Source organism: Hoeflea sp. (assembly GCF_039975035.1).
Taxonomy (GTDB): domain Bacteria; phylum Pseudomonadota; class Alphaproteobacteria; order Rhizobiales; family Rhizobiaceae; genus Hoeflea.
Genome location: NZ_JBDWHW010000012.1, coordinates 1 through 13,891 on the forward strand (window position 1 = coordinate 1; position 13,891 = coordinate 13,891).

The following is a 13,891-nucleotide window of genomic DNA, read 5'->3' on the forward strand; positions in this document are numbered from 1 at the left end:
ACCACATCATCCATCGTCGTCCTCCTTCCAAATCAGAGGATCACGACAGATTCAGCTTATTACCCCTTTGTCACGCATTTCTTCACCCGATTGCCCTGCCTTGGCCCCGCCAAGCGCTTTGAAAACCCGTGAAATCGTGCCATAGCCAAATCGCCACAAGCTTCGGAGCCCCGCACCCATGATCTTCACCTCTGACAACTGGGCTGGCGCCCATCCGGCCATTGCCGCCTCGCTCTCCACCCACTCGAGCGGCTTTGCAGCGGCCTATGGCGCCAGCGACCTGGATCGCAAGGTCGAGGCAACCTTCAACGAGATTTTCGGCCGCGACGTCGCGGTTTTCTTTGTCGGCACGGGTACGGCCGCCAACTCGCTTGCGCTTTCCGCCGTCAACCGCCCGGGCGGCGTCTCGTTCTGCCACCGCGAAGCCCATGTCATTGCCGATGAATGCGGCGCTCCGGAGTTTTTCAGCCATGGCTCACGGCTTGCCCCGGTGGACGGCGCCGAAGGCAAGATGGATCCGGTCAGACTGGAAGCCGAGATTGCCCGCTATCCGGAAGGATTCGTTCATGCCGGCCAACCCATGGCAATCACCCTGACCCAGGCGACCGAAGCAGGCACGGTTTATTCGATCGAAGAGATCCGTGCGATCTCGAAAATTGCCAAGGCGCATGGTCTGCCGCTGCACATGGATGGCGCGAGGTTCGCCAATGCGCTGGTTGCGCTTGATCTCACCCCGGCGCAAATGACCGTCGAGCTTGGTGTCGACATCGTGTCTTTCGGCGGCACCAAGAATGGCTGCTGGTGCGCCGAAGCGTTGGTGTTTCTCGACCCCGCCATGGCCGCACAGGCGCCCTTCATCCGCAAGCGGGCGGCGCACCTGTTCTCCAAGAGCCGCTTCATTGCCGCCCAGTTCGACGCCTATTTTGAAAACGGCCTCTGGCTCGACGTCGCCCGTCACGCCAACGCGATGGCGGCCCGTCTGCAAGCAGGCATTGAAGGATCCGGCCAGGCGCGGCTGGCATGGCAAAGCCCCGCCAATGAAACCTTTCCGATTGTCCCCAGGAGCCTCGCCAAGGGTCTCACGGCCAAAGGCGCACTGTTTTACGAATGGTCGCCGCCACGATCCGCCACCCATCTTGTGGGCACGGATGAAACCATGCTGAGACTGGTGACAAGCTTTGCAACCACTGAAGATCACGTTGACCGGTTTGTGGACTTGCTCGGTTAGCAACACCCCTCCCGTACATCAACGCCAAAGTCCTCAGAAAAAAATCCGATCACGTCAGGATCACACGCAAGTGATACCAGATAACGTGCGCTTGATTTCCAAGTGATGCGGCAATTCGCCATGTTTCTCCTGCCGGGACGATAAATCCCGGGAAACAATATCAAGAGACCTTCAAGGAGAACATCATGTCGCAGAAAACACTCATCGGAGCATCCGCTCTCGCAGGCGCGGTGGCCATGGCAATTTCAGGCGCCACCTTCCTCGGATCGACCCAGGGCGCAGCCGCAGCCACTGAAAAATGCTATGGTGTCGCCATGGCAGGCAAGAACGATTGCGCCGCCGGTCCCGGCACCACATGCGCCGGCACTTCGAAGGTCGATTACCAGGGCAACGCCTGGAAGAGCGTCGAAGCCGGCACCTGCACTACCATGAGCCTCGAGGGAGACCGTATGGGTTCGCTCGAGCCACTTGAGCGCGATCTCCCGGCCTGATCCGAAACCATTGTAAAGGGGAGTTACCACATGACGCAGTCCGCCCTCAATTCGCCGATTGTAGAGACTCCTGGTTTCCCCGACGGCCCGCTCCCGCCACGTGCGGGTGCGGGTTTGAAGACCGCACACATCGACGCCATTCTGGCAGATGACTACAAGATCGGATTTCTCGAAGTTCACGCTGAAAACTATATGGGGGACGGCGGCCCCGTACATCGCGGACTTGCCGCCATCCGATCCCAGTTCCCGCTCTCCGTCCACGGCGTCGGCCTCTCCATCGGATCTGAAAGCGGCATCAATCCGGTCCATCTCGATCGCCTCGCCAAGGTCGTCGACCGGTATGAACCGGCAATGGTGTCGGAACATCTTGCCTGGTCCAGCCATGATGCCGGTTATTTCAACGACCTTCTGCCGGTTCCCTACAATTCACGGACACTCGAACGGGTGGTGTCCCACATCAGCCAGATTCAGGACCGGCTCAAGCGCCGCATACTTCTGGAAAATCCATCCACCTATGTGGCTTTCGAAGAGACAACGATGAGCGAGACCGATTTCATCGGCGAAATTGCCCGCCAATCGGGTTGCGGCCTGCTGCTGGATATCAACAATGTCTTTGTTTCCGCCACAAATCACGGCTGGAAGCCGCTGCATTATTTGCGTGATTTCCCGCTGGAACTGGTGGAAGAGATCCATCTCGCCGGCCATGCCGAGGACATCGACGATGAAGGGGACCTGCTCCTGATCGATGCTCATGACCGTCCGGTGGCCGATGCCGTATGGAAACTCTACGAGATCATCATCAGCCAGACCAGCGCTCTGCCAACGTTGATTGAATGGGACAATGATGTGCCCGAATGGCCGGTTTTGCGTCGCGAGGCCCAACTGGCCGACGCCATTCTTGATCGCCTCGGTCCTGCCTCCCTGCTCGGATCCCGACATGCCGCAGAATGATCCGATGCTTCCCGGATCCCAGGGTGATTTCAGCGCGGCTCTGCTCGATCCGGATCTGCCTGTGCCCGACGGGGTGGTTGGTCCACGTGGCAAGAACGCCCGCAAGCGCTTCGCTGTTTACCGCAACAATGTCACTGTAAGTCTGATCGACGCCCTCGCCGGTGTTTTTCCGGCTGTTCAACGACTTGTCGGCGAAGAATTCTTCAGGAACATGGCGCGGATCTATGTGCTCCAGGAACCGCCGGCTTCCGCGGTGCTGTTCGAATATGGCGGTGGCTTTGCAGCCTTCCTCGAACGGTTCGAGCCGGTTTCGAAATTGCCGTATCTTCCCGATATCGCGCGTCTGGAAAGGGCATGGCTGGATGCGTTCCACGCCGCCGACGCGGAGCCTTTGACACCGCAGGCTCTCGCAGCCATCCCGCCTGAAAAACTCGGCGAAGCGAGATTCACGCCACATCCCTCGGTCCGAATACTTCAAAGCCGGTATGCTGCTGTTTCAATTTTTTCGGCGAACCGCGAAAACCGCCCGCTGGATGGCATCAGGCCCCATGATCCGGAAGACGCCCTGATCACGCGGCCGCACCACGATGTTCAGGTCCGGCGGCTGCCGCCAGGTGGAGCCTGCTTCTTTCAATCCCTGCTGGCCGGTTCGACGCTTGGGGAGGCTGCGTCTCTGACGCTGGAACAGCATTCCGGATTTGACCTGCCATCAGCAATTTCAGCCCTGCTCGAAGCAGGCGTGTTTTCAGCCTGCTCGTCCTTTCAGGCAATTACGGAGCAACCAGAATGACATCGACGATCACTTTTCTCACCGGACTTCATGATCGTGTCTTTGGCTTTCTCGAACGCCTGGGGGACGCCTGGCTGCTTGGCCTTGTCGCCCGCTTCGCCTTTGCAGCCGTGCTGTGGGGCTACTTCCTGAATTCTGCCAGGACCAAGGTCGGTGACGGACTGACCGGCTTCTTTTCAATCTCGCCGGGAGCCTATTACCAGATTGCCTTGCCCGCGGTGGAAGCTGCTGGCGGTGATGTCGATGCGGTCTCTTTCTTGCCTTGGGGTCTCATTGTCATGATGGGCACTTACGCGGAATTCATCCTGCCGTTGCTGGTGGTGATCGGCCTGTTCTCGCGCATCGCGGCGATTGGCATGATCGGCTTCATCGCCGTGCAGACGCTTGTTGACATCACGGTGCACAAAATCGGCGCTGAATCCATAGGCGCCTGGTTTGACCGCTTTCCCGACAGCGTCATTGCTGATCAGCGCCTGCTCTGGCTCGTGCCGCTGCTGGTTATAACCATCAAGGGGCCCGGACTTTTGTCCATAGACCACCTGCTGGCAAAGCGCCGCACTCAAAGCTGACCAATAAAAATGGCGCCCAGTCTCCTGAGCGCCATAAAGCCTTCTCCTTTTGGGGGAATAGAATCAGGCCTTTGTTGCCTCGATCTGCTTGGGCGTGTCGCCGGCGTCGCTGCTGATGGCGATGCGGCGCGGCTTCATGGCTTCGGGAAGCTCGCGCACAAGGTCGACATGCAGAAGACCGTTGCGCAACGACGCGCCGGTTACCTCGACATGGTCAGCCAGCTGGAAGCGGCGCTCGAATGCCCGCTTGGCAATGCCGCGATAGAGGAATTCCGAGCCTTCGGCATCCTTCTCGTCGGCCTTCTCACCCGTGACAGTCAGCACATGTTCGCGCGCTTCGATGGAAATTTCTGTTTCCTCGAAGCCTGCCACGGCCATGGTGATGCGATAGGTGTTATCGCCCGTACGCTCGATATTGTAGGGCGGATAGGTCTGTGCCTGCTCGGCTGGCGCCAAGCTGTCCAGCATGGTCAGCAATTTGTCGAAACCGACAGTGGAACGGTAGAATGGTGAAAAATCAACGTGACGCATAGGTGTCCTCCTTCAGAGCGACTTCTGGTTTAGCGTTGTGGCTTTGGTCTGCCCCGCATCGGGCGGCAATCCAGCCAGCAGACCCGGTTGCCGGCGCCTGCAAAACCAATGTGGGAATTCCTTGCGACAGGTTCAAGATCTTCAAGTGTTCACGGCAAGCGGCGGCGCTGCACTGTGAATATGAGATGAATAGCGCGTTGTGTTCATGTTCAACCTGCATCCGCCAATATCGGACCGATCAGGCAAAACAGTCTGAGCCGCACGGAACATCCCGTCCCTTCTGGTCCGTGCACCTGGCCGGAACCGCCCCCAAAGCGGATCCGGCCTTTTTTACTCTTCGACCTCGGCTTTTTCCTTTTGACCAAACAGTGGGGAAGCACTAATCCGGATCACCATGAGCGATGATCTCCCGATACTGATTGAGACGGACGGCAATCCCGCACCGGGCAACCATGTCGTTGGCTGGTTCAGAAGTGCCCGCGGCAAGCGGCTGCGCTATGCAATCTTCAAGTCCGACGTATCCGTGGCGCGCGGAACCGTGGTTTTGCTGCACGGCCGCAATGAGTGCATCGAAAAATACTACGAGACCATTCGTCATTTCACCGATCGCGGCCTCTGGGTGGCGACTTTCGACTGGCGCGGCCAGGGCCTTTCTGATCGTCTGCTGAAAAACCGCTTGCGCGGACACGTCCGCCGTTTTCGCGATCTGGAGACCGATCTGTCGATCTTTCTGGAGACAATCGTGCTCCCCGAGACGCGCTTGCCATTCTATATGGTAGCCCACTCCATGGGCGCTCTGGTGGCATTGTCGATGGCGCCCGATCTGTCCAACCGGATCGAGCGAGCCGTGCTGATGGCCCCTTTCGTGGAACTTTCGAACCAGATGGTTCCCTCATGGGTCATCCGGCTAGTCACACGGATCATCAGAATAACCGGTTTCGGGTGGATCAGCTCCGGCAGGGATCGCTTTCCCCACCCCTTCAAAGGCAATGCGCTGACCACCGACATTGATCGGTATGCCCGCAATCAGGCGCTCTACACGGCGCATCCGGAATTACGGCTGGGTCCGCCGACAGCCCTCTGGATCAACGAAATGCTCGGTGCGATGAAACGTGTCGGCCGGTTTGAACATCTCGATCAAATCAAGGTGCCCACTTTGATTATCGGGGCCGGCAATGATCCGCTGGTCGCCCAGCAGGCCATCGAAACCATCAGCAACCGGTTCCGCGCCGGCCGCGCGATCATCATCGACGGCGCCCGCCACGAATTGCTGCAGGAAGCTGATCGGTACCGGTTGGCGGCGCTGGCCGCGATCGACGCTTTCATCCCGTCCGAGCAGGTGCCCGGGCTTGCCGCGGACGCTGTCAGCCGGTCCGGTTGAGCATTTCCAATGCCGCTTCATGCAGTTGAGGCGAACCGCTGGCGACAATGGTGCCGCCGTTTTCCGGCCGATCACCGCTCCACGTGGTCATGACGCCGCCAGCCTGCTCGACCAGCGGAATCAAACCGCCAACATCATAGGCCTTCAGGCCGGCTTCAACGACCAGATCGATGTGACCTGAAGCGACCATCGCATAGGCGTAACAATCGCAGCCGTAGCGTGCGAGCTGAACGGTTTTCTCAATCCGCTTGTAGGATGCGTCAAGCTCTTCAGGGAAGATCGAGGGTGACGTGGTCATCATCGTCGCATGCTCAAGTGTAACGCCTGTTCTTGTCCGCAAAGGCAAAGTCTTGCCATTGTGCCGCACGATAGCGCTGCCCGGCCCGGCGATGAATCGCTCGCCGGTAAAGGGCTGATCCATCATGCCCATCACCGCCCGACCCTTGTGATAAAGTCCCACCAGCGTACCCCAAACCGGCAAGCCCGAGATGAAAGCCCGCGTGCCGTCGATCGGGTCAATCACCCAGACATAATCGCGATCCAGGCCAACACTGCCATGCTCTTCGCCCAAAATGCCGTGATCGGGATAACGCTCGCCAATCACACGCCGTATGGCCCTTTCAGCTTCCTGATCCGCCTCGGTGACCGGGTCAAATCCTCTGGCAAGCTTGTTGTCCACAGCAACTGACATGCGGAACCGGGGAAGCGTTTCGGCCGCCGCGGCTTCGGCGATGGCGTCAAAAAATGTGATATCAGGAAGCACTGCGAACTCCGTGCGGGATTCGTGATTGCGGACTGGAAGTTGCCCCTCTTCCCCTACGTCCTGAACCGGCTCGTGCCGAAATGCAAGGGGAGGCCGCGTGTCTGCGCACCCGGTCCCGCTTACGCACAGGTAATTAGCCGTGTCCTGTTGACTATTGTGCAATGCAACATTAGAGTTTGGTTACAGTCCCTGACTGTGAATGCCCTCCTTGGGCGTTTCCTCCCTAGATTTTGCCGCGCTTCATGCGCGGTTTTTTTTGCCCTGTAAGATCGGTCGCGTATGCGGAGCAATGCCCGTCTGTCATTCCGCTGCCAGCCGGTTCTCTGAAAGGTCCTGGCGTACATGCGCCATCATCTGGCCAGCGAACTCAGTCAGATCCGCTTTAAGAAGGTCAAAGCCAGCGGTTTTCTCAAGCGTTGTCTCGTTGACATAGAGACCGCGATTGACCTCGATCTGCAGCGCGTGCAGCCCCCGTCCCGGGCGCCCGTAATGCTCGGTGATGAATCCGCCCGCATAAGGCTTGTTGCGCACCACCCGATAGCCAAGCTCCGACAGGAACGATACCGCGGCCTGGGAAAGATCATGGGCGGCGCTGGCGCCATACCGGTCACCTATAATGATATCGGGCCTTTGATGTCCGCCGGCGACGCGGACATTGGCCGGCATCGAATGACAATCCATCAGGATGGTCTTTCCAAACCGGACATGAGTCTGGGCAATGATCCGGCGCAAGGTGGCGTGATACGGACGATAGACCCGCTCGATCCGCGTAAGCCCTTCCTCGACGCTGATCCGGCCGCGGTAAATCTCCATATTCTCGGCAACAAGGCGTGGAATCGTGCCCAATCCGCCTGCCACGCGCATTGATCCGATATTGGCGAATGGCGGCAAGGCGCCGTCAAACATGCGTGGATCAAGCTCGTAGGGTTCGCGGTTGACATCAAGCCAGGCACGCGGGAACTGAGCCGCAAGCAGCGGCGCTCCCAGCTGGATCACGCCTGCGAACAACTCGTCGACGTAATGGTCCTCCGAGCGCCGGATCGAAATGCGGTCAAGCCGAGACATGCCCAGAAAGGATTCGGGATAGACGCGGCCTGAATGCGGTGAATTGAACACGAAGGCTTCGGTCTGATAGGCCGGGCAGCGAATCTCGAATGGCGCAACCGCTTCTGGCTCATTTGCCGCTCCGGGAACGTCGGCTTCGCGCATATTAGTCCCTTTACCCCTGCAACCGCTTGTTTCACCTTGCCAGTTGCCCCCACACCTGTCCAGTCCGGGACACTTCTGATCTCACAAACGCCATCATTCATCTGATGTTTACTGGAATGGCTTAGAGAGGACGAAGGCAAAGCTGCATGAGCACGAAGACAGGTTTGGAAACATAATGACGCCGAAAATTCTCCTCGCTGAAGACGACAACGACATGCGCCGGTTCCTGGTCAAGGCACTGGAAAAGGCCGGCTATGAAGTCCGTTCTTTCGACAATGGCGCAAGCGCCTATGACCGGCTTCGCGAAGAGCCCTTCTCGCTGCTCCTCACCGACATCGTGATGCCGGAAATGGATGGCATCGAACTGGCCCGCCGGGCCACCGAACTTGATCCCGATCTCAAGGTCATGTTCATCACCGGCTTTGCCGCCGTGGCGCTCAATCCTGACTCCAAGGCCCCGCGGGACGCGAAAGTGCTGTCAAAGCCGTTTCATCTCCGCGACCTTGTCGACGAGGTCAACAAGATGATCCAGGCGGCCTGACACCCGGCAAGTCCGCAATCCCGGACCTGCCTGCCCGGCAGCGCCTGAACCGACAACGTCCCCTTGCCCTGCCGCTCATGCCAGCAGCCACATGGCTGCTTTGCGCCATGATAATTCACCGCAAACAAACAGCGGTGAAAAACGCGTTGTTTTCATATTGACGCAGCAGGGCTTTCTGTGGTGTAAGCCCCGCATCGGATGGGCGTATAGCTCAGCGGGAGAGCACTACATTGACATTGTAGGGGTCACAGGTTCAATCCCTGTTACGCCCACCATCCTTTCAAGCACTTAGACCGGGCTTACATAGTGGACAACAGGTTCACTGAAACTCGGGGCAATGTGCGACTAGATCCCCAGCCCATGACAAACCCTGGATTTCTCCACCCAACACGTTCTCACGCGATGAAAATTCCGGCGGGCGGGCGTTCCACCGCGCTCTCACACGCCGCCGCGACATTATGCGCTCAAGGCACGAGACCAGCGGTTGGCCTGAACCCGTGGCAATTCCCATGTGCCGGGAGGCAAATCAGGATGCCCGCTTTCACATTGAAACGACGAGAAATTATGCTGCTCTGGCGACAGCACTGTGGCCTTTCCATGCCAAAAACCTCAATCTAATGGATTTAAATGCTGGATATTGCCGAAAAAATCATTCATTGCTTGGAGAGCCGCTGGATCACATCACTTCCAGGCGTTAACGGCATCCGTTGCGTGCAGGCCCAAGATGAACGGGACATTCGATGATAACCAAGTCCGCCATTTCCGACCTTCCCTCCCCCGCTCCGCGCAGTGCCGACCCGGCCACACTGGCGGCAGAGATTATTGAACGCCTCACCTATTCGATCGGCAAGGACGCCAAGGTCGCCAAGCCGCATGACTGGATGACCGCCACCATTCTGGTGATCCGTGATCGGGTGATTGACCGCTGGATGGAGTCCACCCGGCAGACCTATGAGAGCGGTGGCAAGCGGGTTTATTACCTGTCACTGGAATTCCTGATCGGACGCTTGACCCGCGACGCCGTCTCCAATCTCGAAATGATTGACGAAGTCCGCGAGGCCCTGCAGTCGCTTGGTGTCGATTTTGATGCCGTCACGGCGCTGGAGCCCGATGCGGCGCTCGGCAATGGCGGTCTCGGCCGGCTGGCTGCCTGTTTCATGGAATCGATGGCCACAGTCGACATCCCGGCCTATGGCTATGGCATCCGCTATGTCCATGGTCTGTTCCGGCAGCAAATGAGTGATGGCTGGCAGGTCGAACTTCCGGAGACCTGGCTGAGCCATGGCAACCCCTGGGAATTTCCGCGCCATGAAAGCGCCTATGAGATCGGCTTTGGCGGATCTGTCGACACCACCGGCAACGGCACCGACGAGACCCAGCGCTGCATCTGGAAACCCCAGGAACGCATGATTGCCGTGGCCTACGACACGCCGGTCGTCGGCTGGCGCGCCAAGCGGGTCAACACGCTCAGGCTCTGGACCGCCCAGCCGATTGATCCGATCCTGCTTGACGCCTTCAATGCCGGCGACCACATCGGCGCGCTGCGCGAAAGCAACAAGGCCGAAGCGCTGACCCAGGTCCTCTATCCGGCCGACGGCACACCTGCCGGCCAGGAATTGCGCCTGCGTCAGGAATATTTCTTCTCCTCGGCTTCGCTGCAGGACATCCTGCGACGTCATCTGCAGCAATTCGGCGATCTGCGTTCGCTGCCCGACAAGGCCGCCGTCCAGCTCAACGACACCCATCCGGCGGTCTCGGTGGCTGAACTGATGCGGCTGCTGATCGACGTCCATCACATGGATTTCGATCTCGCATGGGACATCACCCGCAAGACCTTCAGCTACACCAACCACACGCTGCTGCCCGAGGCGCTGGAAAGCTGGCCGGTACCGCTGTTCGAAAGACTGCTGCCACGGCACATGCAACTGGTCTACGCCATCAACGCCAAGGTGTTGCGCCATGCCCGCAAGGAGCGCGGTTACGATGAAGAGCAGATCCGGTCCGTTTCGCTGATCGACGAGGGCGGGGACCGGCGCGTGCGCATGGGCAACCTGGCCTTCATCGGCTCGCATTCAATCAATGGCGTCTCGGCGCTGCACACCGATCTGATGAAACAGACGGTATTTTCCGATCTGCACGGCCTCTACCCCGAGCGCATCAACAACAAGACCAACGGCATCACCCCGCGGCGATGGCTGATGCAATGCAATCCGGGCCTGTTCTCGCTGATCCGTGAAGCCATCGGCGACGAGTTCATGGACGATGCCGAAGCATTGAAGGCCCTCGAACCATTTGCCGGCGATGCAGAATTCCGCGCCCGGTTCGCCGCGATCAAACGCGACAACAAGGTGCAACTGTCCAACCTTGTGGCTCGGCGCATGGGGATCAAACTCGATCCGTCGGCCTTGTTCGACATCCAGATCAAACGGATCCACGAGTACAAACGTCAATTGCTCAACATTGTTGAAACGGTTGCGCTCTACGACCAGATCCGCTCCCATCCCGAGCTTGACTGGACACCGCGGGTGAAACTCTTCGGCGGCAAGGCGGCGCCGAGCTATCACGATGCCAAATTGATCATCAAGCTGGCTAATGATGTGGCGCGGGTGATCAACAATGATCCGGCCGTGCGCGGCCTGCTCAAGATTGTCTTCATCCCCAACTACAATGTTTCCCTGGCCGAAATCATGGTTCCGGCGGCCGATCTCTCCGAACAGATCTCCACGGCTGGAATGGAAGCATCGGGCACCGGCAACATGAAGTTCGCGCTCAACGGCGCCCTGACCATCGGCACGCTTGACGGCGCCAATGTGGAAATCCGCGAATGCGTTGGCGAAGACAACATCGTCATTTTCGGGCTGACCGCCGATGAGGTGGCCGAGCAACGCGTCACCGGCCACAATCCGCGAGCGATCATCGAAGCCTCGCGCGAACTGTCACAGGCGCTCACCGCCATATCGTCCGGCGTCTTCAGTCCCGACGACCGTGACCGGTTCACCAATCTCATCGCCGGGCTTTACGACCATGACTGGTTCATGGTTACGGCCGATTTCGACGCTTATGCCATGGCTCAGCGGCAAGTTGACAGTTTGTGGGTTGACGAAGAGGCCTGGTATGGCCGTACTATCCTCAATACCGCGCGTGTTGGCTGGTTCTCTTCGGATCGAACAATACGCCAGTATGCAAAGGAAATATGGAAAGCCGGCCCATGACACAAAAGGGAACCGTGCGCGACGCCGATAAGAAGGACTATCACCTTTCGGCCGACGAAGCAGAAGCACTGGCTTCCGGCAAGCATGGAAACCCTTTTTCCGTTCTCGGCGTTCAGGAAATTCACAAAGGCTTTATTGCCCGCGTCTTTGCGCCCGGCGCCGACGAGATCATGGCTCTCACCCTGGACGGCAATCCCGCCGGACAACTCCGTCAAGGCGTCGTGCCAGGCCTGTTCGAAGGGCCGATAGACATTGCGCGACGCCAGCCATTGCGTTACGCGGCGACAAATTCCACCGCGACCTGGGAAATCCAGGATCCTTACTCCTACGGCCCGGTGCTTGGCCCGATGGATGATTATTTCATCGCGGAAGGCTCGCACTTGCGGCTTTTCGACAAGCTCGGCGCCCATCAGATCCATCATGAAGGGTCCGATGGTGTCCATTTTGCGGTCTGGGCGCCGAATGCGCGCCGTGTTTCCGTTGTCGGTGATTTCAACGAATGGGACGGTCGTTGCCATGTCATGCGCCTGCGCGCCGATATCGGTGTGTGGGAAATCTTCGCGCCCGGCGTCAGGCCCGATGCCGCCTACAAATATGAAATCCTCGGCCCGAATGGCGAACAATTGCCGCTCAAGGCGGACCCCTTCGCTCGCCGCGCCGAACTGCGGCCTGCCACGGCGTCGATTGTCGCAGCCGATCTCGCCCATGAATGGGGTGACAGCGCCCATCGCGCCCACTGGAGCAATGTCGATCCCCGTCGCCAGCCGATGTCGATTTACGAAGTGCATCCCGGTTCATGGCGAAGGCGCGCCGATGGAACGTTCATGTCCTGGGACGAACTGGGCGATGAACTGATCCCCTATTGCGTGGAAATGGGCTTCACGCACATCGAGTTTCTTCCGGTCTCCGAACACCCCTATGATCCATCCTGGGGATACCAGACCACCGGTCTGTATGCCCCTTCCGCCCGCTTCGGCGAACCCGAGGGCTTTGCCCGCTTTGTCGACGGCGCACATCAGGTCGGTCTCGGCGTCATTCTGGACTGGGTGCCTGCACATTTTCCTACCGATGCCCATGGATTGTCTCGTTTCGACGGCACCGCGCTTTATGAACACGCCGATCCGCGTCAGGGCTTCCACCCCGACTGGAACACCGCGATCTACAATTTCGGACGCCGCGAAGTGCGCTCGTTCCTCGTCAACAATGCCCTGTTCTGGGCCGAGACCTACCATGTCGACGGCCTGCGCGTGGATGCGGTCGCATCGATGCTCTATCTCGACTACTCCCGCAAGGAAGGCGAATGGATCCCCAACAAGGATGGCGGCCGTGAAAATCTCGACGCGGTGGAATTTCTTCGTCAGATGAACAAGGCGGTCTATGGCAGCCATCCAGGCGTCGTTACCATCGCCGAGGAATCCACCTCCTGGCCCAAGGTCTCGGCTCCGGTGCATGAGGGCGGACTGGGATTCGGGTTCAAATGGAACATGGGGTTCATGCATGACACGCTGACCTATTTTCAGCGCGATCCGATCCACCGCCGTCATCACCACAGTGACCTGACCTTCGGCCTGCTCTATGCATTCTCGGAAAATTTCGTATTGCCGATCTCTCATGACGAGGTTGTGCACGGCAAGGGTTCGCTGCTGACCAAGATGGCCGGCGACGAATGGCAGAAATTCGCCAATCTGAGAGCCTATTATGGCTTCATGTGGGGCTATCCCGGCAAGAAGCTGCTGTTCATGGGACAGGAGTTCGCTCAGCGCGGCGAATGGAGCGAAGCCCGGTCACTCGACTGGGATCATCTCGACGATCCGCGCCATTATGGCATGCAGGACCTGGTTCGCGATCTCAACAGGCTCTATGCGCGGACACCCGCCCTGCATGCCCGCGATTGCGAGCCGGAAGGTTTCGAATGGCTCGTCGCCGACGATAGCGCCAATTCGGTGTTTGCCTGGGTCCGCCGCGCACCCGGTGAAAAGCCGGTGGTGATCATTGCCAATTTGACGCCCGCTTTCCTGACCGGATACGTTCTACCGATGCCCCTGGAAGGGATCTGGCGGGAAATCTTCAACTCGGACGCGACCATCTATGGAGGGTCCGGCAAAGGCAATCTTGGTGAAGTGAATGCACGCCTGGAGGATGGACGCGTGGTCGCGAAGCTGACCCTGCCGCCATTGGCGACATTGATGTTGACGCCCGACCAGCCTGGTACGAGCTAGCGAAAA

General features: G+C 58.9%; 12 protein-coding genes and 1 tRNA gene. 10 read left to right on the plus strand and 3 right to left on the minus strand.

The window, feature by feature from the left end; all coding sequences use genetic code 11:
* The first annotated feature begins 178 nt into the window (after nucleotides 1–178).
* The 5 genes from ABJN75_RS00875 to ABJN75_RS00895 all read left to right on the plus strand — a co-directional run bounded on the left by ABJN75_RS00875 (nucleotide 179) and on the right by ABJN75_RS00895 (nucleotide 4,029).
* Nucleotides 179–1,228 carry a low specificity L-threonine aldolase gene (locus ABJN75_RS00875; RefSeq protein WP_348435931.1) on the plus strand — a complete coding sequence of 350 codons (1,050 nt, stop codon included), beginning with the start codon at nucleotides 179–181 and terminating at the stop codon, nucleotides 1,226–1,228.
* Between the two features lie 185 nt (nucleotides 1,229–1,413).
* Complete coding sequence (locus ABJN75_RS00880) at nucleotides 1,414–1,719, plus strand: DUF2282 domain-containing protein (RefSeq protein WP_348435933.1); 306 nt, start codon at nucleotides 1,414–1,416, stop codon at nucleotides 1,717–1,719.
* A gap of 30 nt (nucleotides 1,720–1,749) precedes the next feature.
* Nucleotides 1,750–2,670, plus strand: coding sequence for a DUF692 domain-containing protein (locus ABJN75_RS00885; protein ID WP_348435934.1), 921 nt, complete (start codon nucleotides 1,750–1,752; stop codon nucleotides 2,668–2,670).
* Nucleotides 2,657–3,460: a DNA-binding domain-containing protein gene (locus ABJN75_RS00890; RefSeq protein ID WP_348435936.1), complete on the plus strand. Its 804-nt coding sequence runs from the start codon at nucleotides 2,657–2,659 to the stop codon at nucleotides 3,458–3,460. Before ABJN75_RS00885 ends, ABJN75_RS00890 begins: the two co-directional genes overlap by 14 nt.
* Nucleotides 3,457–4,029 (plus strand): DoxX family protein, encoded by a 573-nt coding sequence (locus tag ABJN75_RS00895; protein ID WP_348435938.1) that lies wholly within the window; start codon nucleotides 3,457–3,459, stop codon nucleotides 4,027–4,029. Before ABJN75_RS00890 ends, ABJN75_RS00895 begins: the two co-directional genes overlap by 4 nt.
* A gap of 63 nt (nucleotides 4,030–4,092) precedes the next feature.
* Here ABJN75_RS00895 and ABJN75_RS00900 read toward each other — a convergent pair whose 3' ends face one another.
* Nucleotides 4,093–4,560, minus strand: coding sequence for an Hsp20 family protein (locus tag ABJN75_RS00900; RefSeq protein ID WP_348435940.1), 468 nt, complete (start codon nucleotides 4,558–4,560; stop codon nucleotides 4,093–4,095).
* Between the two features lie 394 nt (nucleotides 4,561–4,954).
* Here ABJN75_RS00900 and ABJN75_RS00905 point away from each other — a divergent pair, with 394 nt between their 5' ends.
* On the plus strand, nucleotides 4,955–5,941 hold the full coding sequence (locus ABJN75_RS00905) for an alpha/beta hydrolase (protein WP_348435942.1): 987 nt from the start codon (nucleotides 4,955–4,957) through the stop codon (nucleotides 5,939–5,941).
* Here the strand turns inward: ABJN75_RS00905 and hisN are convergent.
* Together hisN and ABJN75_RS00915 are read right to left on the minus strand one after the other, a co-directional pair.
* Entirely contained in the window at nucleotides 5,925–6,704 is a 780-nt protein-coding gene (gene hisN, locus ABJN75_RS00910; RefSeq protein WP_348435944.1) for a histidinol-phosphatase, read from the minus strand. The genes ABJN75_RS00905 and hisN overlap by 17 nt on opposite strands.
* A gap of 300 nt (nucleotides 6,705–7,004) precedes the next feature.
* Entirely contained in the window at nucleotides 7,005–7,913 is a 909-nt protein-coding gene (locus ABJN75_RS00915) for an N-formylglutamate amidohydrolase (RefSeq protein ID WP_348435946.1), read from the minus strand.
* 175 nt (nucleotides 7,914–8,088) lie between these two features.
* Between ABJN75_RS00915 and ABJN75_RS00920 the strand changes: the two genes are divergently transcribed.
* The 4 genes from ABJN75_RS00920 to glgB all read left to right on the plus strand — a co-directional run bounded on the left by ABJN75_RS00920 (nucleotide 8,089) and on the right by glgB (nucleotide 13,885).
* A complete protein-coding gene (locus ABJN75_RS00920) occupies nucleotides 8,089–8,454 on the plus strand; it encodes a response regulator (protein ID WP_290888078.1) in 366 nt (121 codons plus the stop codon).
* Between the two features lie 200 nt (nucleotides 8,455–8,654).
* Nucleotides 8,655–8,729 (plus strand) — tRNA-Val (locus tag ABJN75_RS00925).
* Between the two features lie 465 nt (nucleotides 8,730–9,194).
* The gene (locus ABJN75_RS00930) at nucleotides 9,195–11,666 is read left to right on the plus strand and encodes a glycogen/starch/alpha-glucan phosphorylase (protein ID WP_348435948.1); all 2,472 of its coding nucleotides are present in this window, start codon (nucleotides 9,195–9,197) and stop codon (nucleotides 11,664–11,666) included.
* Nucleotides 11,663–13,885 carry a 1,4-alpha-glucan branching protein GlgB gene (glgB, locus tag ABJN75_RS00935; RefSeq protein ID WP_348435950.1) on the plus strand — a complete coding sequence of 741 codons (2,223 nt, stop codon included), beginning with the start codon at nucleotides 11,663–11,665 and terminating at the stop codon, nucleotides 13,883–13,885. Before ABJN75_RS00930 ends, glgB begins: the two co-directional genes overlap by 4 nt.
* Nucleotides 13,886–13,891: the final 6 nt, after the last annotated feature.